Here is a 25,028-nt window from a genome sequence, read left to right on the forward strand (position 1 = left end):
GATGCCCTCGCCGTCTGCGCGGCGATTCAAGCAAACGATTGATCATGACAAAGAACCCGGCAAAGGAAAAGCCGCCCGTGCGTCGCCCCGCCGCAAGCGCTCGCCGAACAGCGCCAGCCCCGCGCCGGCCACGCACAGCAAGGCCAGCATCGCGAACACCACCCAGGACGGTCCATGCGACAACAGCGCGCCGACCATCGCCGGCCCCAGCGCGCCGCCGAGCGAGGCCAGGTTCTGCGCGCCGTAATAACTGCCTTTCAGCGCGTCCGGCGCGATCGCGTCGATATACAGATACTCGGCCGGCACCAGCACGATCTCTCCCAGCGTGAACAAGACGATCGCCGCGCACATCCACGGCAGACTGTCCACGCTGCCCAGCCACAGCATGCCGGCGCCGATCAGCAGGAAGCCGCCGACGATGGCCCGCATCAGCCGGTTCGGCTTCAGCAGCCGGCCCAGCGGGTATTGCAGCAGCACCACGACGACGGCGTTGCAGCTGATCAGCGCCGACATCCATCGCATCGCCTCGGCCTCGTCCATCCGCGTCAGCAGGTACAGCGGCAGGTAGCCGGAAAAACGGCCATAGACCACGTAGGCCAGCAGACTGCTGACGGTGAACCATACCAGCACCCGGTCGCCGGCCAGCGTGCGCAGCGTCGCGGCGAAACCGTCGGGCAGTTCGGCCGGATCGTGCCGCCGCTCCGGCAGCCTGGGCTGGGCCGCGAGGCCGGCCAGCGCCAGCAGGCCGCCCAGCCAGTACGGCGCCGTCTCGTGCCAGAACAACATGCCGGCGCACAACATCGGTCCCAGTGCCCAGCCGACATTGGCCAGCGTGTAGCGCATCGAAAACGCCTTGCTGCGCCATTGCTCGGCCACCACGTCGCTGAGTATCGCCTTCACCGCGATGCCGTACACCACCATCGCCAGCTCGCCCGCCGCCAGCGCCGTCACCACCGTCGCGTAACTGTGGCCGTAAGGCAGCAAGACGCTGCCGGCGCCCATCGCCACCGCCGCGCCGCGCAAGGCCGGGCCGCGCGGCAGCCGGTCCAGCCAGTAGCCGCCATACAGGCCGAGCAGGGCCGAGGCGAACAGCACCGCGGCCAGCAAGGCGCCGGTGGCCTGCACCGACAACTGCAATTGCTTGCCCAGCGCCAGGACCAGCAGCGGAGAAATCACCGCCCGCGACAGGGACAGCAAAAAGGAAGACAGCAGCACGCGCCGCACCACGGAAGAACGCAGATCCACGACAACACCTTGTAAAGCAAAGGGAACCGCTGCAGTATTGCCGATAAAGCGGAATGTAAAAATGGATGCACCCATGAATAAATACTTCCGCTTTTATCCTACCCACCCACCAGGAACGGCTATGCGGCTGCAGCAGCAATATCAGCAACTCTATGCGGCCTATGGCGATGCCCCGGCCCAGCCCGGCCTGCCGCAGCTGGCCGAACTGTGGCGCTGCGGCGAGCGCAACGCCCGGCTGCAACTGGCCAGGATGCGCGAACGGGGCTGGCTGGAGTGGCGGGCCGGCCGCGGACGCGGCCACCGCTCCACGCTCAGGCTGCTGCAGCGGCCGGACGAACTGGAATGGCAGCAGTTGCAAGGCATGCTGGCGCGCGGCCAGCTGGAACAGGCTTTTTCCCGGCTGGAACCGGCCCGGCAACAGCGCTTGCTGGCCGCCCTGCCGCAGCACCTTGGCGCCGGCGACAGCGGGCGCAGCCTGCGCATCCCGATACCGCACGCGCCGTTGACGCTGGATCCCCAGCACGTCGACTCCCGGCTGGAATCGCATCTGGTGCGGCAGATATTCGACCGCTTGTGCCGCCACGACCGCCTGGGCCAGGAACTGCGGCCGGCGCTGGCCCATCACTGGGAAGCCGACGCGGCAGGCCGGAACTGGCGCTTCTGGCTGCGTCCCGGCCTGCGTTTCCACGACGGCGGGCCGCTGGACGCCGAAACCGCCGCCGCCAGCCTGCTCAGACTGAAGCGGCCGGACAATCCCTACCACTCGCTGTACGCCCACTTGCAACGGGTGGACGTGCACGACGCGCTGTCGTTCAGCTGCCGGCTGTCCGAAGCCGACCGGCTGTGGCCGCAGCGGCTGGCCACCGCCAATTCGTCCATCGTGCCGATGCGGCGCGGCGCCGATTTCGAGCGCATGCCGGTGGGCAGCGGGCCGTTCCGCGTCGAGCTGCTCAGCCCGCAACGGCTGAAACTGGCCGCCTTCGACCAGCACTACCGCGAGCGCGCGCTGCTGGACGCGATCGAGTTGTGGATCATCCCGTCCCCGGCCGAACAGGATTTCCACCTGCGGCTGGAATACGGCAATCTGCGCGGCGCCACCATGCTGCAATCGGCCTGCACCTATCTGCTGCTGTCGCCGCGCAGCATCCGCGTGGCGGCCGAGCAGCGCTTGCCGCTGATGCGCTTCCTGGCCGAGCCGCATCCGGTGGCCGATTGCGACGAGCGCGCGCCGGCCTTGGGGCTGCAACCCGGTTGGCGTCATCCGCGCCCGGCGCCGGCTCCGCCGCCGCGGCTGGACGGCGCGCGGCTGACGCTGTTCCATTACGATCTGCCCTGCTTCCCGCCGCTGGCCGACGCGCTGGCGAAACGGCTTGCGCAGTCGGGCATCGCGCTGGAGATCCATGGTCTGTCGCGGCGCGAATTCTTCGGCAGCGCCGGCTGGCGCGACCGCGCCGACCTGATCCTGTGCAGCGAGCTGCTGCACGACGACCGCGACTACGGCATGTTCGAATGGCTAAGCGGCTGCAGCACGCTGCAGCTGGGCTTGTCGCCCGACGCCTCCGCCCGCCTGGCCCGGGACATGCGCCGCCTGCAGGCCGAGCCGGAATTCGCCGCGCGCGAGGACGGCTACCGCCGCGCCGGCGACTGGCTGGTGGCCGAAGGCTGGATGCTGCCGCTGTCGCACGAGACGCTGGGCCACGACGCCAGCCCTCAGTTGGCCGGCCTGCAGCTGGGCGGCAACGGTTGGACCGACTTCGCCGGCTTGTGGCTGCGCGGCTGAATTGACGCGCGTCAAATCCGGACGCGCACCGCCTCTTGAAAGCGCGGACATGCGCCTCATCTTTGGCTACAGGACGGCGAATCCGTCGTAAGCCCATGAACTGAAAGGAGAAGCAAATGAGCATGCTGCCCGCCCGCCATAGCCTGTTTGACGAGTTTTTCCGCGACTTCACGCCGGGTTTCCTGGTCAAGCCCTTGCACGGCGACGCGCTGCCGGCGCAGATCAAGATGGACGTCAAGGAAACCGGCGAGGCTTACCAGGTCGAGGCCGAGTTGCCCGGCGTCGGCAAGGAGGACATCCATGTGGAGATCGACGGCGCGCTGGTGACGATCAAGGCCGAAGTCCGGCAGTACGACCAGCAGGGCAAGGACGAGCGCCCGCTGCGCAACGAGCGCTACTACGGCCTGGTGTCGCGCAGTTTCCAGCTGCCGCAGGACATAGACCGCGAAACCGCCAGCGCCCGCTACGAGAACGGCGTGCTGAACCTGACGCTGCCGAAACGGCGCAACGGCGGCGCCGGCCAACGGCTGCGGATCGAATAAGCAGGCTGCGGCAATAAAAAACGCGCCGGTTTCCCGGCGCGTTTTTTGACGACATCAAAGCGGGATCAGGCCAGGATCTTGGACACGATCTCGTAGACGTCCTTCGACAACTCGGCCTTGGCCAGCCGCTCCAGCTCGGCGCGCATCTTCGCCTGCCGGCCCGGCTCCAGCTTCAGCAGCCGGCGGAAGGCGCGGCTCAGACCGCTGGCGACCTGCGGATTGATCGCGTCCAGTTCCAGGATGCGGTCGGCCAGGAAGCGGTAGCCGCTGCCGTCCTCGGCGTGGAAGTGGAACAGATTGCCGCCGAAGGCGCCCAGCAGCGCGCGCACCTTGTTCGGGTTGCGGATGCTGAACGCCGGGTGATGCAGTGCTGCCTGCACATGCTGCAACGTGCCTTCCAGCTGGCTGCTGCCGATCAGCGTGAAGAACTTGTCCATCACCAGCGCCTCTTGCTGCCAACGCGAACCGAAGGCGGTGAAGCAGGCGTCGCGCTCCTGGCCGTCGCGGTCGCGCAGCGCCAGCAGCGCGCCCATCTGGTCGGTCATATTGTCCGCGTCCAGGCACTGCTTGCCGGCGACCTCGGCCGGCCAGGCGTCGTCCAGCCGGTTCAGCATCCACAGCGCGCGGTTCTTCAGACTGCGCTTGCCGGAGTCCTGCGGCTTGTAGTCGCGGGTCAGGTTCAGCTCGTAAGCTTCGCGCCATTCGCCGCGCAGCGCCTGCGCCAGCTGGTCCAGCACGAATTCGCGCACTTGATGGATCACCGCCGGATCGGCGTTGTCCACCATCTCCAGAATCTCGCTCTCGGCCGGCAGGCTCAGCATCAGCGCCTTGAACGCCGGGTCCAGGCTCAGGTCCTTCAGCACCGAGCGGAAGGCGCCGACGAAGGTGGCCGACAGTTGCAGTTCGCGGCCGGCGGCGGCGTCGACGATCAGCTGCTTGAACAGGCGCTCGGCGAAAATCTGCCCGGCTTCCCAGCGGCAGAAGCTGTCGCTGTCGTTGGCCATCAGGAACACCAGCTGCTCGTCGCGCCAGTCGTACTCCAGCTTCACCGGCGCGGAGAAGCCGCGCAGCAGCGACGGCACCGGCTCGGCCGGGACGTCGACGAAGGTGAAGCTCTGCTCGGCGGCCTTGACGTCCAGCACGCGCGAGACGCCGACGGCCTCGGCCTCGCCGGCCAGGCGCAGCGGCAGATCGCGACCGTCGGCGCCGACCAGGCCCAGCGCCAGCGGAATATGGAAGGGCAACTTGTTCTGCTGTCCCGGCGTGGCCGGGCAGCTCTGCTTGACGGTCAGCGTATAGCTTTGCCCGGCCGGGTCGTAGCGGGACGACACGGCGAGGCGCGGCGTGCCGGCCTGGCTGTACCACAGCGCGAACTGCGACAGGTCGGCGTCGTTGGCGTCGGCCATCGCGGCGCGGAAGTCGTCGCAGGTGACGGCCTGGCCGTCGTGGCGCTTGAAGTACAAGTCCATGCCCTTGCGGAAGCCGTCGCGGCCCAGCAGCGTCTCGTACATCCGCACCACTTCAGAACCCTTTTCGTACACGGTCATCGTGTAGAAGTTGTTCATCTCGATATAGCTGTCCGGGCGGATCGGGTGCGCGGTCGGGCCGGCGTCCTCGGGGAACTGCGCCATCCGCAGGCCCTTGACGTCCTCGATGCGCTTGACCGCGCGGCTGTAGATGTCGGCGCTGAATTCCTGATCGCGGTAGACGGTCAAGCCTTCCTTCAGCGACAGCTGGAACCAGTCGCGGCAGGTGACGCGGTTGCCGGTCCAGTTGTGGAAGTATTCGTGGCCGATCACCGCCTCGATATCCTCGAAGTCCGCGTCGGTCGCGGTATCCTGGCGCGCCAGCACATACTTGGTGTTGAAGATGTTGAGGCCCTTGTTCTCCATCGCGCCCATATTGAAGTCGCCGACGGCGACGATCATATAGATGTCGAGGTCGTACTCCAGGCCGAAGCGCTCCTCGTCCCACTTCATCGAGTGCTTGACCGACTCCATCGCGTGGGCGGTCTTGTCCTGGTCGGCCGGCTCGGTCCAGATCTCCAGCGCCACCTCGCGGCCCCGCATGGTGACGAACTTGTCCTTCAGCGCCACGAGCTTGCCGGCCACCAGCGCGAACAGATAGGACGGCTTGCGGTAGGGATCGACCCATTTGACCCAGTGGCGCTTCTTGTCGACCATGCCCTCGCCGACCTTGTTGCCGTTGGACAGCAGCACTGGGTACTTCTGCTTGTCGGCCTTGATCGTCGTGGTGAACTTGGCCATCACGTCCGGACGGTCCAGATAATAGGTGATCTTGCGGAAGCCTTCCGGTTCGCACTGGCTGAACAGATTGCCGCCGGACGCGTACAGGCCCATCAGGCTGGTGTTGGCGGCCGGGTCTAGCTCGGTCTCCACTTCCAGAATGAAGCTGTCCGGCACCTGACTCACCGTCAGCACGTCGTCTGCGAGACGGTAGCGGCCCTCGTCCAGCCTCTCGCCGTCCAGCAGCACCGACACCAGCTTGGCGCTGCCGTCCAGCTTCAGGTCGGCATCGACGCTGCCGTCGTTGCGAGTCACCACCAGCCGCGACTGCACGCGGGTGAACGCGTCTTCGATGTCGAACACCAGATCGACGCGGTCGATCAGGAAGGCCGGAGCCCGGTAATCGTTGCGATATTTCACTTCTGGCTGCTGCGCCATGTATCCTCCTTGGGCCGGCGTCCCCGCCGGTCTCATTCATAGACAGCGCGGCGCCTGATCGACGCCGCTTATTGTCGACATGCCGGCCGCTTGGTCAGCGGCCCGCAATCCATTTGCCGCCGCCTGCCGCCAGTTTCAGGCGGCAGGTATCGTCGGACGCCGCTTGCGCAACGAGCTCGAAAGTCATCAACTCGTCGCGGCGGAAGGCATGCAGCTTGATCGTGTCGCCGGCCTGAAGCCGGGCAAGCTGCTTGTCCAAATCGTAGGCGCGCAGCTTGTCCACCGCCACCACCACGTCGCCGCCGGACAGGCCGGCCTGCTGGGCGGCGCCGCCGTCCAGCACCTGGACCAGCCGGACGCCGGCGGCATCGGCCGCGGTCCTGGCGCCCAGCGTCAGCGGCGCCGGCTTGCCGGCGAAGGCGTCGACGACGCCGCCGCGGTCGGACGCGCCCTGCGCCGCCTCGAATTTCAGCTCCACGCCCTGGCTCGCCAACAGCTCGGCCAACGGCAAATCCTCGGTGCTGCGCAAGGCCAGATCGAAGAACGGTTTCAGTTTCAGGCCGGTGGTCTCGATCGCGATCTTCTCCCACTCGTCCTCTTCCAGGCCCTTGCCGTCGGCCAGCCACTTGCTCCACAGCGCGCGCATCACATCGTCCAGCGATTGCTTGCCCTTGCTGTCGCGACGAATGACGAGATCCAGCGCCAGCGCCGCCAGCGAACCCTTGGTGTAATAGCTGACGATGCTGTTCGGGCTGTTCTCGTCCTGGCGGTAGTATTTGGTCCAGGCCTCGAAGCTCGATTGCTCCAGCGTCTGCTTCAGTCTGCCGGCGCCGCGTTGCACGCCGGTGATGGTCTCGGCCAACAGACCCAGATAGCGCTTCTCGTCTATCAGGCCGCAGCGGACCAGGGTCAGGTCGTCGTAGTAGGAGGTGATGCCCTCGAAGGCCCACAGCAGACGGGTCATGCCCTCGCGGTTCAGGTCGTACGGCGCGAACGCCGCCGGCTTCATCCGTTTGACGTTCCAGCTGTGGAAGTATTCGTGGCTGATCAGGCCCAACAGTTTCAGGTAGCCGTCGCCGATCTCGGCCGCGCCCGGCGCCGGCAGATCGTCGCGGTTGGCCACCAGCGCCGTCGACGCCCGATGTTCCAGACCGCCGTAGACATCCTTGCCGACGAAGAGCATGAACACATAGCGATCGAACGGCGCCGGCTCGCCGAACAGCCTGATCTGGTATTCGCAGATCTTCTTGCAGTCGTCGGCCAGCCGCTTCAGATCGGCCTGGAATCGGCCGGAGACGACAAACTCGTGCGGCACGCCGCAGGCCTTGAAGCTGACCTTGTGAAAATCGCCCAGTTCCACCGGATGGTCGATCAATTCGTCGTAGTCAGCCGCCCGGTAAAGACCGAAGCCGCTCTTCTTCTTGACGTCGACCGCCGGCAGGCTGGTCGCCACTTTCCAATTGGCATGAAATTTTCCGTCCGGCGCCTGGATGTCCACGGTGCAGGACTCGTTCTCGTAGCCCTCGGCCGCCAGAAACACGCTGGTGCCGTTGAAGAAGCCGCGCTCGCCGTCCAAATAGGCGCCACGCACCGACAGGTCGAAGGCGTAGACCTGATAGCGCAGCGTCAGCTCGCCCTTGGCCGGCGCCGCCTGCCAGCGGTTCTTCGCCAGCTGCCGCAGCGGCACCGCCTTGCCGCCAGCCTCCGCGGCCAGGCTGACGATGTGTTTGGAAAATTCACGGATCATATAACTGCCGGGAATCCACGTCGGCAAAAAAAACACCTGGCCATTCTTGGCCGGGTGCGTGACTGTGACGGTGACATCGAACAGATGCGCCTGCGGCGAGGCCGGACGCAGCGTGTAGTGTACGGGAGCGGAGAGGGTCATGAGCAGCCTGCAAGCGTTGCAAAACCTGATGATTCTAGCATCGGCGCGTATTTAGCGCCGTCATTTATGCCGTATTGATCCATATCAATGAGTGGCGCCGACAGACCAATACAATTGCATGAGTGGCAATATGAACTGTTCACATCGCTACTCTTGAAACGACGCAGGAAAAGACATACCGGGACCGATCATGCTGATTATGCTTCTGGCTCGCACATTGCAATTGTTTTAGAATAACGGCATTGGTCAAGTGGAAATTTGGTGCTGTCGAAACGGCCTGCGAACTGCTAATACAGACATCAAAGCCTATCGATACAGGTCAAGCACCTGGTTCAACTTTGCAGATTCGGTTCCCCGCGGCTTGCCTCTAGCCTTCCCCTCCAGATTGGGTTGCAGGCGCGAAGTTCAAGCCGCCATGGTTTGTCGTGTTCTGAAGTTAGCAACCTTGGAGATAACCTTAAATGGAAACGCAACCCACTTATAACTATAAGGTGGTGCGCCAGTTTGCCATCATGACCGTAGTTTGGGGCATAGTCGGCATGCTGGTGGGCGTCATCATCGCGGCCCAGCTGGTCTGGCCCGAACTCAACTTCGGCCCGTGGTTCCACTTTGGCCGGCTGCGCCCGCTGCACACCAACGCCGTCATCTTCGCCTTCGGGGGCTGCGGCCTGTTCGCCACATCCTATTATGTGGTGCAGCGCACCTGTAACGTCCGCCTGATTTCCGACAAGCTGGCAGCCTTCACCTTCTGGGGCTGGCAGCTGGTCATCGTGCTGGCCGTGATCACCCTTCCGCTCGGCTACACCTTCGCCAAGGAATACGCCGAGCTCGAGTGGCCGATCAAGCTGTTGATCGCCGTGGTCTGGATCGTGTACGCCATCGTGTTCTTCGGCACCATCGCCATCCGCAAGGTCCAGCACATCTACGTGGCCAACTGGTTCTACGGCGCCTTCATCCTGGCGGTGGCGCTGCTGCACATCGTCAACTCCGCCTTCGTGCCGGTGACGCTGTGGAAGTCCTACTCGGTCTATGCCGGCGCCGTCGACGCGATGGTGCAATGGTGGTACGGCCACAATGCGGTGGGCTTCTTCCTGACCGCCGCCTTCCTCGGCATGATGTACTACTTCGTGCCCAAACAGGCCGGCCGCCCGGTGTATTCCTACCGGCTGTCGGTGGTGCACTTCTGGGCGCTGATCTTCACTTATATGTGGGCCGGTCCCCACCACCTTCACTACACCGCGCTGCCGGACTGGACCCAGTCGGTCGGCATGGTGTTTTCGCTGGTGCTGCTGGCGCCGTCCTGGGGCGGCATGATCAACGGCATCATGACCTTGTCCGGCGCCTGGCACAAACTGCGCACCGACCCGGTGCTGAAGTTCCTGGTGGTATCGCTATCCTTCTATGGCATGTCGACGTTTGAAGGTCCGATGATGTCGATCAAGACCGTCAACGCGCTGTCGCACTACACCGACTGGACCATCGGCCACGTTCACTCCGGCGCGCTGGGCTGGGTGGGCTTCATCACCATCGGCTCGATGTACTACCTGATTCCGCGCCTGTTCGGCCGCGACACCATGTACAGCGTCAAGCTGATCGAGGCCCACTTCTGGCTCGCCACCGTCGGCGTGGTGCTCTACATCGCCGCGCTGTGGATTTCCGGCGTCACCCAGGGCCTGATGTGGCGCGCGCTCAATGCGGACGGCACGCTGACCTACGCCTTCGTCGAGGCGGTCAAAGCCACCTATCCGTACCACTTCGTGCGCTTCCTCGGCGGCGCCCTGTATTTGTCCGGCATGCTGCTGATGGCCTACAACACCTTCCGCACGGTATCGGCCGGCCGCGCCGTCGATGCCAAGATTCCGGCCATCACCGCGCAAGCACACTAATCGGACAAGAACAATCATGGACAAAATCCAGAAACTGATAGAAGAACATGTCGGCTGGCTGATCGTACTGACCCTGCTGGTGGTCAGCGTCGCCGGCCTGGTCGAAATCCTGCCGCTGGCCTTCCAGAAGTCGGTCACCGAGCCAGTAGCCGGCGTCAAGCCGTACACCTCGCTGCAGCTGGCCGGCCGCGACATCTATATCCGCGAAGGCTGCTACAACTGCCACTCGCAGATGATCCGCCCGTTCCGCGCCGAAACCGAGCGCTACGGCCATTATTCGGTGGCCGGCGAGTCGGTGTACGACCACCCGTTCCAGTGGGGCTCCAAGCGCACCGGTCCGGACCTGGCCCGCGTCGGCGGCCGCTACTCCGACGAATGGCACCGCGTGCACCTGACCAATCCGCGCGACGTGGTGCCGGAATCGAACATGCCCGCCTTCCCGTGGCTGGCCAAGAACCTGGTGGACGCCGACGTGATGCCGCTGAAGATGGAGGCGCTGCGCAAGGTCGGCGTGCCTTACACCGACAAGGACATCGCGGAAGCCAAGGCCCAGGTCGAAGGCAAATCCGAGATGGACGCGCTGGTCGCCTACCTGCAGGGCCTCGGCCTTGCGCTGAAGAATGTGCGCTGAGCCATGGACTGGGTTACGTTCGGACGTTCGCTGTTCACCGTGGTCTGCTTCGCGTTCTTCATCGTGGTGCTGATCATCGCCTATAGCAAACGCTCCAGGAGCCGGTACGAGGAGGCAGCCAACCTGCCCTTCCTCGATGACGACAAGGTAGAGGAGGCCGGACGCGAGCAGGCCTCCAGCGGAGCAAGAAAATGAGTCAATTCACAAGCGATTTCTGGAATATCTGGATTATCGTGATCGTGTTGGGCGGCCTGATCTGGCTGACCCTGCTGGTATTCACCCAGTCCAAGACCACGGTCAACAAGGGGGAGGAAGTCCAGATCACCGGCCATGTCTGGGACGGAGACCTGGCCGAGTACAACAATCCGCTGCCGCGCTGGTGGATGTTGATGTTCTACCTGACGCTGCTGTTCGCCGTCGTCTACCTGGTGCTGTATCCGGGCCTGGGCGACTTCAAGGGCTACTTCAAGTGGACCTCGCTCGGCCAGTACAAGGAAGAACGCGCCAAGGCCGAGGCCAAGTACCAGCCGCTGTACGACAAATTCCTGAAACAGGACCTGAAGGCGGTGGCGGGCGACCCGCAGGCGCAGGAAATGGGCAAGCGCCTGTTCCAGACCTACTGCGTGCAATGCCACGGCGCCGACGCGCGCGGCGCCAAGGGCTTCCCCAATCTGGTGAATCATGACTGGCTGTACGGCGGCTCGCCCGACACCATCAAGACCACCATCCTGCACGGCCGCCACGGTCAGATGCCGGCCTGGGGCGCGGTGCTCGGCGAGGAGAAGGTCAAGGACGTGGCCAACTACGTGCTGTCGCTGTCGGTCACCAAGAAGAAGTTCGACGCCGAGCGCGCCACGCGCGGCAAGGAGACCTTCGCCACGCTGTGCTCGGCCTGCCACGGCCCCGACGGCAAGGGCAATCAGCAACTGGGCGCGCCCAACCTGACCCACCCGTCCGGCAACTGGCTGTACGGCGGCACCGAAAAGACCATCATCGAGACCGTCACCAACGGCCGCAACAACCAGATGCCGGCCTGGAAGGACTTCCTCGGCGAAGGCAAGGTGCATCTGCTGGCCGCCTATGTCTGGAGCCTGTCCAACAACCCCAAAGCCCCGCAGTAAACCCGGCCCGCCGCCCGCCCGGCGGGCGGCGCCCCTCTCCTGCTCCACCACGGGCCCCGGCCGGCGGCATCGTTTGACGCCGCGCCGGGTCCCGTTCAGGAAAACGCAATGTCCGACTCGTTGAATAAGATCCCCGTCAAGGTCGAGACCGCCGGCAGCGACGGCGCCACCGTCTCGCTGTACGAAGCCCAGAAGAAAATCTACCCGCGCGCGGTCAGGGGCATGTTCAACAATTTCCGCGTCCTGTTCGTGCTCGGCACCCAGCTGGCCTATCTCGGCCTGCCCTGGCTGCAATGGAACGGTCGCCAGGCGGTGTTCTTCGACATGGTGGGCCGCAAGTTCTACCTGTTCGGCCTGACCATCTGGCCGCAGGACTTCGTCTATCTGGCGGCGCTGTTGATGTGCTGCGCCTTCGGCCTGTTCACCTGGACCACCATCGCCGGCCGGCTGTGGTGCGGCTATTCCTGTCCGCAGACGGTCTACACCGAGATCATGCTGTGGATAGAACAGTGGGTCGAAGGCGACCGCGGCAAGCGGATGAAGCTGGACGCCGCGCCGATGAGCATGAGGAAGCTGAGGCTGAAAACGATCAAGCACGCGATCATGATCGCGTTCTCGCTGTGGACCGGCTTCACGCTGGTCGGCTACTTCACGCCGATACGCAGCCTGACCGCGGCGCTGCCGACCTTCGGCTACGGTCCGTGGGAAATGTTCTGGATGTTCTTCTACGCCGGCTTCACCTATCTGTTCGCCGGCTTCATGCGCGAGCAGGTGTGCAAGTATATGTGCCCCTACGCCCGCTTCCAGGGGGTGATGTTCGACGCCGACACGCTGATCATCTCCTACGACGAGGCCCGCGGCGAACCGCGCGGCTCGCGCAAGAAGGGTTCGGACCCGCAGGCGCAGGGACTCGGCTCCTGCATCAATTGCAGCATCTGCGTCCAGGTGTGCCCGGTCGGCATCGACATCCGCAATGGCCTGCAGTACGAGTGCATAGGCTGCGCCGCCTGCATCGACGCCTGCGACGAGGTGATGGACAAGATGAGCTACCCGCGCGGCCTGATCCGCTACACCACCGAAAACGCGCTGGAGGGCAAGTATCCGGAAAAAGCCATCGCCTCGCGGCTGAAACGGCCGCGGGTGGTGATGTACGTGCTGGTGCTGGCCATCGTGTTCGGCGCCGCCATCACCTCTCTGGCGCTGAGGAAGCCGTTCAAGGTGGACATCATCCGCGACCGCGCCTCGCTGGTGCGCGAAACCGAGGAGGGCTGGCTGGAGAACACCTATACCGTCAAGATCATCAACACCACCGACAGCGAGCAGCGCTTCCGCATCTCGGCCACCGGCTTGCCGGCGCTGAAGGCCAAGGCGGAAACGCCCGAGATCCGTGTCGGCGCCGCCGACGCCGCCTCGGTCACCGTGCATGTCGAGGCCGACCCGCAGTACGCCACCAAGGGCAGCCACGAGATCCACTTCGTCATAGAATCCGTCAACCACCCGCCGTTGCGCGTGGAAGAAAAATCCAGCTTCATCGGAGAGTAATGCATGCAGCACACCGCCCACCACCCGCCCCGCCCCTGGTACAAGGAACCCTGGCCGTGGATATTGTTCGGCATCCCGCTGGTGTCCATCATCGTCGGCATCTTCTTCCTGGCGGCCGCGATCAAGTCGGATGACGGCCTGGTCACCGACGACTATTACAAGAAGGGCAAGGCCATCAATATGGAGCTGCGCCGCGACAAGGCCGCGGCGCAGATGGGCCTGAGCGCCCAGCTGATGTTCGGCAACGACGGCCGCAGCCTGCGCCTGATCACCAGCAGCAAGGTCAAGCTGCCGGACACGCTGGCGCTGCGCATGGTGCACCCGGCCCAGGACGACTTCGACGAGAACGCCGAGATGACGATGGCCGGCCCCAATCTGTACCAGGGCATCCTGGCCAAGCCGCTGGTCAACGCCAACCACTGGTATGTGTTGGTCGAGGACCACGGCAAGACATGGCGCATCACCGGCGAATGGAAGACGACGCAAGGACCGGTGATGCAGCTGGGCCAGCCCAAGCTGGAGCCGGCTGCGAACTGAAGCGGGACGAGACGGCCCGCAGGCGGGCCGCCGTCAGATGGTCGCGTCCGAGTGGTAACGCAGCCAGAAGGCCTCGCGGCAGCCGCTGTCGAAGCTCTTGCGCGGCGGGGCGATGCCCGGCGAGGCCCCCAGCGCCAGCACCTCGTAGCTGATCCAGCATTCGGAGCAGGCCAGCTCGCTCGGGTAGTCGTCGACCTCGATGCTGCGGCGTATCGCCACGCCGTTGTCGAAACGGTAGACGCACTCCCTCAGCGTCACCTCGCAGTCCGCCTCGCGCCAGCTGCGGCGGCTTTCCTCGCGGCCGACGACGCGCTCGGCGCCGGCGCCGCCCATGATGGCCCGCGCGTAGCCCGCCAGCGCTTCGAACCCCGCCTCGCTCATGGCGCCTCCTTGCGGATGTCGGCCAGCAACGGCTGGGCCAGCCGGCGGTAGTCGTCGCCGTCCAGCACGATGGACGCGTCCAGCCGGCCGGCGTTGAAGGCGATCTCGCGGTAGCGCGCCAGCAGCTGCGGGTCCGCGACCAGGCGGATCGCCGGATCGAAGCTGAACGGCGGAATCGAACCGATCACGCAGCCGGTGACGGCCTCGGCGTCGGCCGCGTCGGCCAGCTTGACCTTGCGCGCGCCAACGGCTGCGGCCACCTTGGCGAAGTCCACCCGCTCGTCGCCGGGCAGCACCGCCAGCACATAGTGTCCGGGCGCGTCGACGACGCGGCACAGCATCGCCTTGGCGCCCTGCCCGATCTCGGTGCCGCGCAGCGCCGCCACCGCGTGCGAGCCGCCCTCAGCCGGATGCTCGACCACCCGGAAACGGGCGCCGCCGGCCTCCAGCCACTGCCGCAAACGCTCAAACATGTCTTCCCTCCTGCCGGTGCGCCCAATGCGGCGCGATATCGCCAACATGGCGGCAAGCGGAGGCAAAAGCAAGACCGCCTCGCGCCGGCGGCGGCATCGAAGACCCGGCGGCCGTCTTGGCGGAAAAACGACAGCGGCGGACCGGTCCGGCGGCCGCCGGCGCCCCGTCGCCGCCGCAAGAAATCGATACAGAAATCGTATTGACGTATCAAGTTGTATACAGTCTACGATGAACGATATGAGAAAAACGCATGAAAACCGGCTTTATCCTTTGGCAAAAATCATCAAAAAACCAAAGTCAATGCTCTAAATATTACAACGTAATTAATAATTCTCTAAAAAAATTTTCACATCTCAACATTTCCTCGATATGATCTTGCGCTGCCTACAAAATCCAAGGCAATCATAAAAAACATAAAACATCGCTCGTTGCTGGTGATGTCCCAAGTCACTCGAAGGAAACCCTTATGTCTACACAATCGCATCCCAGGGGGCTTTATCTGCTCTTTGTGACGGAGATGTGGGAGCGCTTCAGCTACTACGGCATGCGCGCCATCTTCACGCTGTACATGATCAAAGCGCTGCTGTTCGACAAGGCCCATGCCTCGGACATCTATGGCACCTACACCGGCCTGGTCTACTTCACTCCGCTGATCGGCGGCTACATCGCCGACCGCTACTGGGGCAACCGCCGCTCCATCCTGGCCGGCGGCGTCCTGATGGCCCTCGGCCAATTCATGCTGTTCTTCTCCGGCTCGCTGCACGAGACCAATGTTCCGACCGCCTCGGCGCTGCTGTACGGCGGCCTGGGCCTGCTGATCGCCGGCAACGGCCTGTTCAAGCCGAACATTTCGTCCATGGTCGGCCAGCTGTACGCCCCGGGTGACAAGCGCGTCGATTCCGCCTTCACCATCTTCTACATGGGCATCAACACCGGCTCGCTGATCGCGCCGCTGGTATGCGGCACGCTGGGCGACACCGGCAATCCGGGCGACTTCAAGTGGGGCTTCATGGCCGCCGGCATCGGCATGCTGCTGTCGCTGGCCGTGTTCTCGCTGTTCAAGAACAAATACCTGGTGACGCCGGAAGGCAAGCCGATCGGCCTGGCGCCGAAGCGCCACCACGAGAGCGGAGAAAAAGTGGTCCACGCGCCGCTGACCGCCATCGAGAAGCAGCGTCTGGCCGTGATCCTGATCGTGTCCGCCTTCGTTATCTTCTTCTGGTCCGCCTTCGAGCAGGCCGGCGCCTCGCTGACCTTCTTCGCCGAAGAGCAGACCAACCGCAATCTGCTGGGCTACGTGGTTCCGGCCTCCTTCTTCCAGTCGCTGAACCCGGTTTCGGTGGTGATCTTCGCGCCGATCTTCGCCTGGATCTGGACCAAGCTGGGCCACAAGGGCATGGAACCGTCGTCGCCGGCCAAGATGGCGCTCGGCCTGTTCTTCCTGGCGCTGGGCTACCTGGTGATCGCCTTCGGCGTCGACGGCCTGGCGCCGGGCGTCAAGGTCAGCATGCTGTGGCTGGTCAGCCTGTATGTGCTGCACACCTTCGGCGAACTGAGCCTGTCGCCTATCGGCCTGTCGCTGGTGGTGAAACTGTCGCCGGCCCGCTTCACCGGTCTGATGATGGGCATCTGGTTCCTGTCCTCCGCCGCCGCCAACAAGTTCGCCGGCACGCTGTCCGAGCTGTACCCGGATCCGGCCAAGCCGGTGCCGTACTTCCTCGGCCACGCCATCACCAATCTGCACGACTTCTTCATGCTGTTCGTGATCATGGCCGGCGCCAGCTCCATCGTGCTGTTCGCGCTGTCCTCGGTCTTGAAGAAGATGATGCACGGCCGCCAGTAAGCGCGCGCCATCCGCACCGAAACGCCACCTCCGGGTGGCGTTTTTGCTGGATCAACGGGCAGACGCCGACTGCGGTCTGTGATAGCCTTGCGCCGATCCTGTACCCCGTTTGAAAACAAGATTACGGATGACTACCGCTGCAACTTCCTCCTGGCGGAAAACCGCCGGCTATGCCCTGCTGGCGCTGCTGGCCATCCGCCTGCTGGCGCTATGGGCGATCCCGCTGACCGACACCACCGAGGCGCGCTACGCCGAGATCGCCCGCAAGATGCTGGAGACCGGCAACTGGGTGACCCCGCTGCACGACTACGGCGTGCCGTTCTGGGCCAAGCCGCCGCTGTCCACCTGGCTGTCGGCCGCCTTCATGGGCATCTTCGGCGTCAACGAGCTGGCCGCCCGCCTGCCGGCGCTGCTGCTGGCGCTGGCCACGCTGTGGCTGACGGCCGGCCTGATGCGCCGCCGCGCCGGCGACGACGCCGCGATGGCCGCCGCGCTGATGCTGGCCGGCGGCCTGCTGTTCTACGGCGCGGCCGGCACCGTGATGACCGACCCGTCGCTGATGTTCTGCGTGACGCTGAGCCAGGTCGCGTTCTGGCGCGCGATGCACGGCGGCGGCCGGCTGTGGCGCTACGCCTTCTTCGCCGGCCTGGGCCTGGGCATGCTGGCCAAGGGTCCGCTGGACGTGGTGCTGGTCGGCATGCCCATCTTCTTCTGGGTGCTGATACGCAATGAATGGAAGCGGCTGTGGCGCGAGCTGCCGTGGATTTCCGGCACGCTGCTCGCCGCCGCCATCGCCGCGCCGTGGTACGCCTGGGCCGAAATCCGCACGCCGGGCTTCCTCGACTACTTCATCATGGGCGAGCACGTCAGCCGCTTCCTCGACGCCGGCTGGAAGGGCGACAAGTACGGCTTCGCCCACGCCACGCCGCGCGGCATGATCTGGCCGTACGCGCTGGGCGCGCTGTTCCCGTGGTCGCTGGCGATGCTGGCCTGGCTGGCCTGCCGCGCGCGCCGGCTGCCGGCCATCGTCCGCGCCGGCGACAATGACGGCTGGCTGCTGTATCTGTCGCTGTGGACCGTGATGACGCTGCTGTTCTTCACGATGTCCGGCAACATCATCTTCCCATACTCGCTGCCGATGCTGCCCGGCGCGGCGCTGTTGATGGCCGAGCTGTGGCGCCGCGACCCAGGCCCGCGCGCCGGCCGCGCGCTGCCGTGGCTGGCGCTGGCCTCCGGCGTCCTGGTGCTGGTCGCCATCGGTCTGCAGCGCCATGACGGCGCCCGCTACTTCCGCACGCAGAAGCCGGTGATCGCCGCCTGGCAGGCCGGGCAGCCGTCGCCGGACGCGATGCTGATGTACTGGGACAGCCGCCGCGAATTCTCGGCCGAGTTCTACAGCCAGGGCAAGGTGCGCACCACCGCCAAGCCGCAGGCGCTGGCCGACTTCCTGGCCGCCCATCCGGGCAGCTGGATCGCCACCGAGCAACGCGACTACGCCAGCCTGCCGCCGGCCGTCGCCGCGGCCTATGTCCGCGCCGCCGAGTTCCCGGTGATGAAGGACCGCATGCTGCTGCTGAAACCGGCCGCCGGCCACTGACTCCGGACAGAACCATGACCGACACCCGCACTCCCGGCTTCGTCCCGCCCTATCTGCTGGCGCTGCACGCCGCCGAACGGCCGGCCGACCCGCTGGTCAGCTGCCTGATCCCGGCCTACAACGAGTCGGAAAACATCGTGCCTATGCTGGAGACGCTGCACCGGCTGCTGTCCGAGCGCGGCTACCGGCACGAGCTGGTGGTCGTCGACGACGGCAGCCGCGACGACACCGTGCCCAAGGTGCTGGAGGCCGCCACCCGGCTGCCGGCGACGCTGATCCAGCTGTCGCGCAACTTCGGCAAGGAAATCGCGCTGACCGCCGGCATAGACAATATCGCCGGCGACGTGGCGGTGCTGATAGACGGCGACTTCCAGCACCCGCCCGAAATGGTGCCGGTGTTTCTGGACAAATGGCGCGACGGCTACGACATGGTCTACAGCGTGCGCGCCAACCGCGACAACGAGACGCTGGCCAAGCGCGCCTTCACCCGCGTGTTCTACGCGCTGCTGAACACCGGCGCGCCGCTGAAGATTCCGGAAAACACCCAGGACTTCCGGGTGCTGGACAAGAGCATACTGGAGGCGCTGCGGCAGATGCCGGAACGCAACCGCTTCATGAAGGGCCTGTACAACTGGGTGGGCTTCACCCAGCTGGCGATGGAGACGCAGACGCGGGAGCGCCGCGCCGGCAAGAGCAGCTTCAATTTCCGCAGCCTGCTGGGCCTGGGCCTGACCGGCCTGACCTCCTTCTCCAATATGCCGCTGCGCATCTGGACACTGATAGGCTGCGTGATCTCGCTGCTGTCGATAGGCTACGCCTTGTGGGAGCTGGTGCACACGCTGCTGTTCGGCAACCCGGTCAGCGGCTGGCCGACGCTGGTAGTCGCCGTCACCTTCCTCGGCGGCGTGCAGTTGCTGTCGATAGGCATACTCGGCGAGTACGTCGGCCGCATCTTCAACGAGGTCAAGGGCCGCCCGACCTATCTGATCAGCCGCATCAGCAAGCCCAGGGACGACGAGCGAGCATGAGCCGGCAACTGTTCTGGTTCGGCGTCGTCGGCGTGTCGGCGATGCTGCTGCATTTCGCGCTGGTGACGCTGGCGCTGGTGCCGCTGGGCGTGCCGCCGCTGATCGCCAACGCGCTGGGCTTTCTCGGCGCCTTCCAGATCAGCTACTGGGGCCACCGCCATTTCACCTTCGAGGCTCGCCACGTGCCGCACCGCCAGGCGCTGCCGCGTTTCTTCGGCGTGTCCTGCCTGAGCTTCTGCGTCAACGAGGCGGCCTACTTCCTGCTGCTGCGCTACGCGCCGCTCGATTACCGGGTTTCGCTGGCCATCGTGCTGTTCGGCGTCGCCGCGCTGACCTTCGCGCTGGGCAAGCTGTGGGCCTTCGCCTCGACGCCTCAAACAAATTAACCATGGCCCGGCGGCGCCCGCTAAACTTTTGCCTCAGGCCGTAGTCATACCGTCCATGACAAAACGATTGACACTCTGCGCCGACGACTTCGCCCAGTCCGGCAGGATCAGCGCCGGCATACTGCAGTTGATCGACGCCGGCCGCCTGTCGGCCACCAGCGTGCTCAGCCAGTCCCCGCGCTGGCCGGAGCTGGCGGGCGAGTTGAAGGCCAGGGCCGATCGGGCCGACGTCGGCCTGCACTTCAATCTGACCCACGCCTTCGAGACGCCGGCCAAGCCGCTGTCGCACTGGCTGATGAAGAGCCAGCTGCGCCAGTTGTCGCTGGCGGCGCTGCGCGACGAGGCGCTGTCGCAGATAGACCGCTTCGCCGAACACTTCGGCCGGCTGCCGGACTTCGTCGACGGCCACCAGCACGTGCACGCGCTGCCGGTGATACGCGACGCGCTGTTCGACGCGATCCAGCGCCGCTGGCAGCAGAATCCGCTGCCCTATCTGCGTTCGCCGGACAGGCTGGGCCATCCCGGCGACAACCGGCTCAAATCGCTGGTGCTGCGCAGCGTCTGCATCAATTTCGACGAGCAGGCCCATGAGCGCGGCTTCGCCACCACGCCGTGGTTCGGCGGCATGTACTCGCTGACGCCGCAGGCCGACTTCGCCGGCCTGATGCAGGCCTGGCTGGCCCGCTGCCCTGACCGGGCGCTGATCATGTGCCACCCCGGCCTGCCGGCAAGCGACGCCGACGATCCGATCGCCGCCTGTCGCGGCCGCGAGTTCGACTATCTGGCCGGCGACGCCTTCGCCGAACTGTGCCGCCGCCACCAGATCGCCATCGCCCGCTTCCCGGTAGAGACCGCCGTCGCGGCGTAAACGCTCACGCGTCCGGCCACGGCTGCGCCCACGGCTCGGCCAGCTCCGCCAGCCTGGCGAGGCACGGCTCCGCCGCGAAGCGCTCGCCGGCGGCGGGCGGGCGGACGAAGGCGAAACGCTCGCCGTCCAGCTCGAAACGCAGCGCATAGGCGTGCAGATAGCCGCGGTCGGCGGCGCTGCCGCCGTATAGCGCGTCGCCCAGTATCGGCGCGCCCTGCGACTTCATCGCCACCCGCAACTGATGGGTCTTGCCGGTGCGCGGCCTCAGCAGAAACAGCCTGAGCCCCGGCTGCAGCGAATAGCTGAAGAACTGCGTGACGGCCGGATGGTCCCGGCCCGCCGTCAGCCGCCAGGCGCCGCCCCTGCCCTTTTCCATGTCGCCGGCGACGCGGCCCTGCTTTTTCAGCGGCTTGCGGTCCGACAGCGCCAGATAATATTTCTCCACTTCGCGCGCCGCCAGCGCGTCGCCGAGCAGCCGCGCCGCCTCGGCCGAGCGCGCCACCAGGATCAGGCCGGACGTGATGCGGTCCAGCCGGTGCACCGGCCACAGCGCCTCGTCGCCGAGGCTGGCGCGCAGCGCGTCCATCAGGCCCGGCTCCTCGCCCTCGCGGTGGAAACCGACGCCGGGATGCTTGTCCACCAGATAGAAACGGGGATCGCTGTGGATCAGCGTGTACATCGATCCGCGCGGGGAAGGGGAAACCGCCGTCTCGGCGCCTGCCTCCGGCCTCACTGCCCGGCATCCTTGCGCTGCTGCAACTCGATGCGCAGCTGCTTGCGGATCTCGGCGGCGCGGAAACGCTGGCGCTGCTCCTCGGTTTCCAGCACCAGCGTCGGCACCGCCACCGGCTTGCCGTCCTGGTAGGCCACCATCGTGAAGTAACAGCTGTTGGTGTGGCGCTGGCCGCGGGTCTGGATGTTTTCCGCCACCACCTTGATGCCGACCTCCATCGAGGTGCGGCCGACATGGTTGACGCTGGCGAGGAAGGTCACCAGCTCGCCGACGTGTATCGGCTGCTTGAACAGCACCTGGTCCACCGACAGCGTCACCACATAGCTGCCGGCGTAACGGCTGGCGCAGGCGTAGGCCACCTGGTCCAGCAGCTTCAGCAGCACGCCGCCGTGGACATTGCCGGAAAAATTGGCCATGTCCGGCGTCATCAATACCGACATCGTCAGTTCGCGTTGTCCCTGGGCCTGCTCGCTCATTGCTGTCTCCTGATTTCAAGGCCGACATTTTGCCACGCCGATTGGAATCGGGCAGCGTCGCTTCTATACTGAAATAGTAGAGCCTGTTCACGATCTTCATGCCGGAAAAAGATCGCGGGCAGGCTCTGGAGAAGGAAGTTCTTCCATGTCCATTTCCAGCATCTCCGGGGGCTACGGCGGCTACTCGGCCCCGATGCACGGACCGAACTGCCAATGTCCAGCCTGCCAAGCCTTGTGCTCGCAGGCTGCGCCCGTTTCCAGCGCCGGCGACGCCGCCGCGCCTCAAACCGCCAACGCCGCCGCGCCGCCCTCGGCCGGCGACAAGACCGGCGGCGACGCCTCCGGCCAGAACGGCTCCGGCAATGCGCAAACCGCCCAGCAGACCAATGCCGCCGCGCCCAAGGCGCCGGACGGCAAGCCGCTGAACGACGCCCAGCAAAAGGAAGTGGAAGAGTTGAAGTCGCGCGACACCGACGTGCGCCGCCACGAGGCCGCCCACCAGGCCGCCGGCGGCGCGCTGGCCGGCGCGGCCAGCTTCACCTATCAGCAGGGGCCGGACGGCAGGCAATACGCGATAGGCGGCGAGGTGCCGATCCGGCTGAGCCAGGGCCACACGCCGCAGGAAACGATACAGAACGCCCAGACCGTGCGCGCCGCCGCGCTGGCGCCGTCGGACCCGTCCGGCCAGGACCGCGCGGTGGCGGCCGAGGCCTCGCAGATGGAGCAGCAGGCGCGCTCGCAGTTGCTGCAGCAGCAGAACGGCAATCAGAACCTCAGCCCGCTGCAGAAAATGCAGCAGGCCTCCGCCCCGGCCGGCAGCCAGCAGGCCAAGGGCGGCAATGTCGACACCTACGCCTAAATCTTTTTGCGGCATCGGCGGTTTTCTGCCGGATGCGCCACCTTGCATCTGGCCTGCTGGCCGGCCTGCGATACTCGTAGAATGATCGTAAACAGGCTCTAAGGTCTAAACCCGCCGCGCCAGCCGCAGGCCGTTGGCGATGACGATCAGGCTGGTGCCGACGTCAGCGAACACCGCCATCCACAAGCTGGCCACGCCGGCCAGCGCCAGGCCGAAGAAAACCAGCTTGATGCCGAGCGCGACGGCGATATTGAATTTCAGCACCCGCGCGCTGCGGCGGGCGTGCTCGATCAGGTCGGCCAAGCGCGACAGCCTGTCGTCCATCAGCGCGATGCCGGCGGTTTCCAGCGCGCTGTCCGAGCCGGCCGCGCCCATCGCGATGCCCAGATCGGCCCGGGCCAGCGCCGGCGCGTCGTTGACGCCGTCGCCGACCATCGCCACCTTGCCGCCGGCCTGCAACTGTTCGATGAAGCGCAGCTTGTCCTGCGGCAGCAGGCCGCCGTGCGCGGCGGAAACGCCGGTCAGCCGCGCCACCGAGCGCACCGCCTGCGGGCTGTCGCCGCTGAGCATCACCGAGCGCACGCCGAGACGGTTCAGCCGGGTAATGGTCTCGGCCGCCTCCGGCCGCACCTGGTCGGCCACCGCCAGCACGCCCAGCGCCCGCTCGCCGTCCAGCAGCACCAGCGCGCCCTCGCCCGCCACATCCAGCGCCTGCAGCGTCTGCTCCAGCAACGGCGACAGCGCACCCTGCTCCTCGGCCAACCGGCGGCTGCCCAGTTGCAGCGCGCGGCCGTCGACGCGGCCGCTGACGCCGCGACCGATCAGCTCGCTGACCTGCGCCGCCGCCGGAGCCGCCACCCGCCGGCGCGCCGCCTCGTCCAGCACCGCCCGCGCCAGCGGGTGGGTGGAATGGGCGTCCAGCGCCGCCGCCTGGGCCAGCACCGCCTCCTCGCCGCCGCCGTCCAGCGCGATCACGCGGGTGACGCGCGGCTCGCCGCGGGTCAGCGTGCCGGTCTTGTCGAAGCAGACGGTGTCGATGCGGGCCGCCATCTCCAGCGGCGCGCCGCCCTTGACCAGCAGGCCGTGGCGCGCGGCCGAGGCCAGCGCGCTGACCACGGTCACCGGCGTCGCGATCACCAGCGCGCACGGGCAGGCGATCACCAGCATCACCAGCGCGCTGTAGATCGCCTGGTGCCACGGCATCAGGCCCAGTAAGGGCGCGGCGACGGCGAAGGCCAGCGCCAGCATCAGCACCACCGGGGTGTAGACCGCGGCGAAGCGGTCGATGAAGCGCTGCGTCGGCGCCTTGGACGCCTGGGCGTCGCGGACGGTGGCGATGATGCGCGCCAGCACCGAGCCGGACGCCAGGGCCGTCGTCTCGATCTCGATCACGCCGCTGCCGTTGATGCTGCCGGCGAACACCGCGTCCTTGGGCCCCTTGTCCACCGGCAGGCTCTCGCCGGTGATGCTGGCCTCGTTGAAGCTGCTGTGGCCGTCGACGATGCCGCCGTCCAGCGGCACCCGCTCGCCGGGGCGCACCCGCACCCGGCTGCCCACCGCCACGTCGGCGGCTTGCGTCTCGCGCCAGCCGGCGCCGTCGGCCACCCAGGCGGTCTCCGGCGCCAGCGCCATCAGCGCGCGCACCGCCTCGCCGGCACGGGCCAGCGACATCGCCTCCAGCCGCTCGGCGATGGCGAACAGGAACAGCACCATCGCCGCCTCCGGCCACTGGCCGATCAGCATCGCGCCCATCACCGCCACCGACATCAGGAAATGAATGTTCAGCGTGCGGCTGGACAGCGCGATCCAGCCTTTTCTCAACGTGGGCACGCCGGCCAACAGAATCGAGCCCAGCGCCAGCGCCGCCACCGCGGGCTTGCCGTCGCCCAGGCTCCAGGCGGCCGCCTCGGCCGCCGCCGCGGTCAGTCCGGACGCGGCCAGCAACAGATTGGCGCGGCGGCTCGGCGCCTGCGGCGCGGCGGCGGACTCGCCGTCGTCCAGTTCCACCGCCCGCATGCCGACCTTGGCGATGGCGCTTTTGACGTCGTCCAGCTGCGGCAGGTCGTGGCGCAGCAGCAACACCCGCTCGATGAAGTTGAATTCCAGCGCCACGATGCCGTCGATGCCGGCCAGCGCCTTCTCGATCAGCCTGGCCTCGGTCGGACAGTCCATCGCCTGGATCTGCAGCCGCGACTGCCTGGCGCCCTCGCCGTCCCCCAGTTTCACCGCGGTCGGCGCGGCATGCTCGTGATCATGCGCGTGGCCGCAGGCCCCGCCATGCCGGTGGTCATGCTGATGATCATGATGCCCGTGGTCGTCGGCATGCCGATGCGTCCGCGGCTCGGTGCCGTCCAGGGCCAGCGCCGCCTCGGCCTTGGCCGAACAGCAGTCGCCGCCGTGGGCATGTTGCGGGCTCTGTTGCGGCAGTGCGGCCTTGCGATAACGCGTCGCGCTTGACATATGCGCCTCCATTGGTAGTCTGGGCACATTAGAAACCCTGTAGTGACTACAGGGTCAAGCGATATCG

Annotated in this window: 22 protein-coding genes; 14 read left to right on the top strand and 8 right to left on the bottom strand. The window is 66.1% G+C overall.

What is annotated here, in order from left to right:
• Positions 1-42: 42 nt before the first annotated feature.
• On the bottom strand, positions 43-1,245 hold the full coding sequence (locus CXB49_RS16285; RefSeq protein ID WP_158300914.1) for an MFS transporter: 1,203 nt from the start codon (positions 1,243-1,245) through the stop codon (positions 43-45).
• A gap of 73 nt (positions 1,246-1,318) precedes the next feature.
• On the opposite strand from CXB49_RS16285, the gene CXB49_RS16290 reads away from it, so the two are divergent.
• Both CXB49_RS16290 and CXB49_RS16295 read left to right on the top strand, forming a co-directional pair.
• On the top strand, positions 1,319-3,025 hold the full coding sequence (locus CXB49_RS16290) for an ABC transporter substrate-binding protein (protein ID WP_158300915.1): 1,707 nt from the start codon (positions 1,319-1,321) through the stop codon (positions 3,023-3,025).
• Positions 3,026-3,141: 116 nt separating this feature from the next.
• Positions 3,142-3,567 carry an Hsp20/alpha crystallin family protein gene (locus CXB49_RS16295; protein WP_101709376.1) on the top strand — a complete coding sequence of 142 codons (426 nt, stop codon included), beginning with the start codon at positions 3,142-3,144 and terminating at the stop codon, positions 3,565-3,567.
• A gap of 65 nt (positions 3,568-3,632) precedes the next feature.
• Here CXB49_RS16295 and pepN read toward each other — a convergent pair whose 3' ends face one another.
• Both pepN and CXB49_RS16305 read right to left on the bottom strand, forming a co-directional pair.
• Positions 3,633-6,251 carry an aminopeptidase N gene (pepN, locus tag CXB49_RS16300; RefSeq protein WP_101709377.1) on the bottom strand — a complete coding sequence of 873 codons (2,619 nt, stop codon included), beginning with the start codon at positions 6,249-6,251 and terminating at the stop codon, positions 3,633-3,635.
• 94 nt (positions 6,252-6,345) lie between these two features.
• Positions 6,346-8,139 (bottom strand): M61 family metallopeptidase, encoded by a 1,794-nt coding sequence (locus CXB49_RS16305; RefSeq protein ID WP_101709378.1) that lies wholly within the window; start codon positions 8,137-8,139, stop codon positions 6,346-6,348.
• Positions 8,140-8,600: 461 nt separating this feature from the next.
• Between CXB49_RS16305 and ccoN the strand changes: the two genes are divergently transcribed.
• The 6 genes from ccoN to CXB49_RS16335 all read left to right on the top strand — a co-directional run bounded on the left by ccoN (position 8,601) and on the right by CXB49_RS16335 (position 13,856).
• Complete coding sequence (gene ccoN / locus CXB49_RS16310) at positions 8,601-10,025, top strand: cytochrome-c oxidase, cbb3-type subunit I (RefSeq protein ID WP_101709379.1); 1,425 nt, start codon at positions 8,601-8,603, stop codon at positions 10,023-10,025.
• A gap of 16 nt (positions 10,026-10,041) precedes the next feature.
• Entirely contained in the window at positions 10,042-10,656 is a 615-nt protein-coding gene (gene ccoO, locus CXB49_RS16315) for a cytochrome-c oxidase, cbb3-type subunit II (protein WP_101709380.1), read from the top strand.
• A gap of 3 nt (positions 10,657-10,659) precedes the next feature.
• Positions 10,660-10,851, top strand: coding sequence for a cbb3-type cytochrome c oxidase subunit 3 (locus CXB49_RS16320; protein ID WP_101709381.1), 192 nt, complete (start codon positions 10,660-10,662; stop codon positions 10,849-10,851).
• A complete protein-coding gene (ccoP, locus tag CXB49_RS16325; protein ID WP_101709382.1) occupies positions 10,848-11,777 on the top strand; it encodes a cytochrome-c oxidase, cbb3-type subunit III in 930 nt (309 codons plus the stop codon). Before CXB49_RS16320 ends, ccoP begins: the two co-directional genes overlap by 4 nt.
• Positions 11,778-11,885: 108 nt before the next feature.
• Positions 11,886-13,319, top strand: coding sequence for a cytochrome c oxidase accessory protein CcoG (ccoG, locus tag CXB49_RS16330; RefSeq protein ID WP_101709383.1), 1,434 nt, complete (start codon positions 11,886-11,888; stop codon positions 13,317-13,319).
• Between the two features lie 3 nt (positions 13,320-13,322).
• Positions 13,323-13,856 carry a FixH family protein gene (locus tag CXB49_RS16335; RefSeq protein WP_101709384.1) on the top strand — a complete coding sequence of 178 codons (534 nt, stop codon included), beginning with the start codon at positions 13,323-13,325 and terminating at the stop codon, positions 13,854-13,856.
• Positions 13,857-13,889: 33 nt separating this feature from the next.
• Here CXB49_RS16335 and CXB49_RS16340 read toward each other — a convergent pair whose 3' ends face one another.
• Together CXB49_RS16340 and CXB49_RS16345 are read right to left on the bottom strand one after the other, a co-directional pair.
• On the bottom strand, positions 13,890-14,237 hold the full coding sequence (locus CXB49_RS16340) for a hypothetical protein (protein ID WP_101709385.1): 348 nt from the start codon (positions 14,235-14,237) through the stop codon (positions 13,890-13,892).
• Complete coding sequence (locus CXB49_RS16345) at positions 14,234-14,710, bottom strand: YbaK/prolyl-tRNA synthetase associated domain-containing protein (protein WP_101709386.1); 477 nt, start codon at positions 14,708-14,710, stop codon at positions 14,234-14,236. Before CXB49_RS16345 ends, CXB49_RS16340 begins: the two co-directional genes overlap by 4 nt.
• 467 nt (positions 14,711-15,177) lie before the next feature.
• On the opposite strand from CXB49_RS16345, the gene CXB49_RS16350 reads away from it, so the two are divergent.
• The 5 genes from CXB49_RS16350 (at position 15,178) to CXB49_RS16370 (ending at position 20,433) form a co-directional block, all read left to right on the top strand.
• Positions 15,178-16,554, top strand: coding sequence for a peptide MFS transporter (locus CXB49_RS16350; RefSeq protein WP_101709387.1), 1,377 nt, complete (start codon positions 15,178-15,180; stop codon positions 16,552-16,554).
• Between the two features lie 127 nt (positions 16,555-16,681).
• Positions 16,682-18,151 carry a glycosyltransferase family 39 protein gene (locus CXB49_RS16355; protein WP_101709388.1) on the top strand — a complete coding sequence of 490 codons (1,470 nt, stop codon included), beginning with the start codon at positions 16,682-16,684 and terminating at the stop codon, positions 18,149-18,151.
• A 14-nt stretch (positions 18,152-18,165) separates the two neighbouring features.
• Entirely contained in the window at positions 18,166-19,179 is a 1,014-nt protein-coding gene (locus tag CXB49_RS16360) for a glycosyltransferase family 2 protein (protein ID WP_101709389.1), read from the top strand.
• A complete protein-coding gene (locus CXB49_RS16365) occupies positions 19,176-19,565 on the top strand; it encodes a GtrA family protein (RefSeq protein ID WP_101709390.1) in 390 nt (129 codons plus the stop codon). Before CXB49_RS16360 ends, CXB49_RS16365 begins: the two co-directional genes overlap by 4 nt.
• Positions 19,566-19,620: 55 nt before the next feature.
• The gene (locus CXB49_RS16370; protein ID WP_101709391.1) at positions 19,621-20,433 is read left to right on the top strand and encodes a ChbG/HpnK family deacetylase; all 813 of its coding nucleotides are present in this window, start codon (positions 19,621-19,623) and stop codon (positions 20,431-20,433) included.
• 4 nt (positions 20,434-20,437) lie between these two features.
• On the opposite strand, the gene CXB49_RS16375 is transcribed toward CXB49_RS16370, so the two are convergent.
• Both CXB49_RS16375 and CXB49_RS16380 read right to left on the bottom strand, forming a co-directional pair.
• Complete coding sequence (locus CXB49_RS16375; RefSeq protein ID WP_101709392.1) at positions 20,438-21,112, bottom strand: TIGR01621 family pseudouridine synthase; 675 nt, start codon at positions 21,110-21,112, stop codon at positions 20,438-20,440.
• A 50-nt stretch (positions 21,113-21,162) separates the two neighbouring features.
• Positions 21,163-21,642 carry an acyl-CoA thioesterase gene (locus CXB49_RS16380; protein WP_101709393.1) on the bottom strand — a complete coding sequence of 160 codons (480 nt, stop codon included), beginning with the start codon at positions 21,640-21,642 and terminating at the stop codon, positions 21,163-21,165.
• Positions 21,643-21,787: 145 nt separating this feature from the next.
• On the opposite strand from CXB49_RS16380, the gene CXB49_RS23965 reads away from it, so the two are divergent.
• On the top strand, positions 21,788-22,501 hold the full coding sequence (locus CXB49_RS23965; protein WP_199406704.1) for a putative metalloprotease CJM1_0395 family protein: 714 nt from the start codon (positions 21,788-21,790) through the stop codon (positions 22,499-22,501).
• 105 nt (positions 22,502-22,606) lie between these two features.
• Here the strand turns inward: CXB49_RS23965 and CXB49_RS16390 are convergent, their stop codons facing one another.
• On the bottom strand, positions 22,607-24,961 hold the full coding sequence (locus tag CXB49_RS16390; RefSeq protein WP_101709394.1) for a heavy metal translocating P-type ATPase: 2,355 nt from the start codon (positions 24,959-24,961) through the stop codon (positions 22,607-22,609).
• Positions 24,962-25,028: the final 67 nt, after the last annotated feature.

The organism is Chromobacterium sp. ATCC 53434, from assembly GCF_002848345.1.
GTDB lineage: Bacteria > Pseudomonadota > Gammaproteobacteria > Burkholderiales > Chromobacteriaceae > Chromobacterium.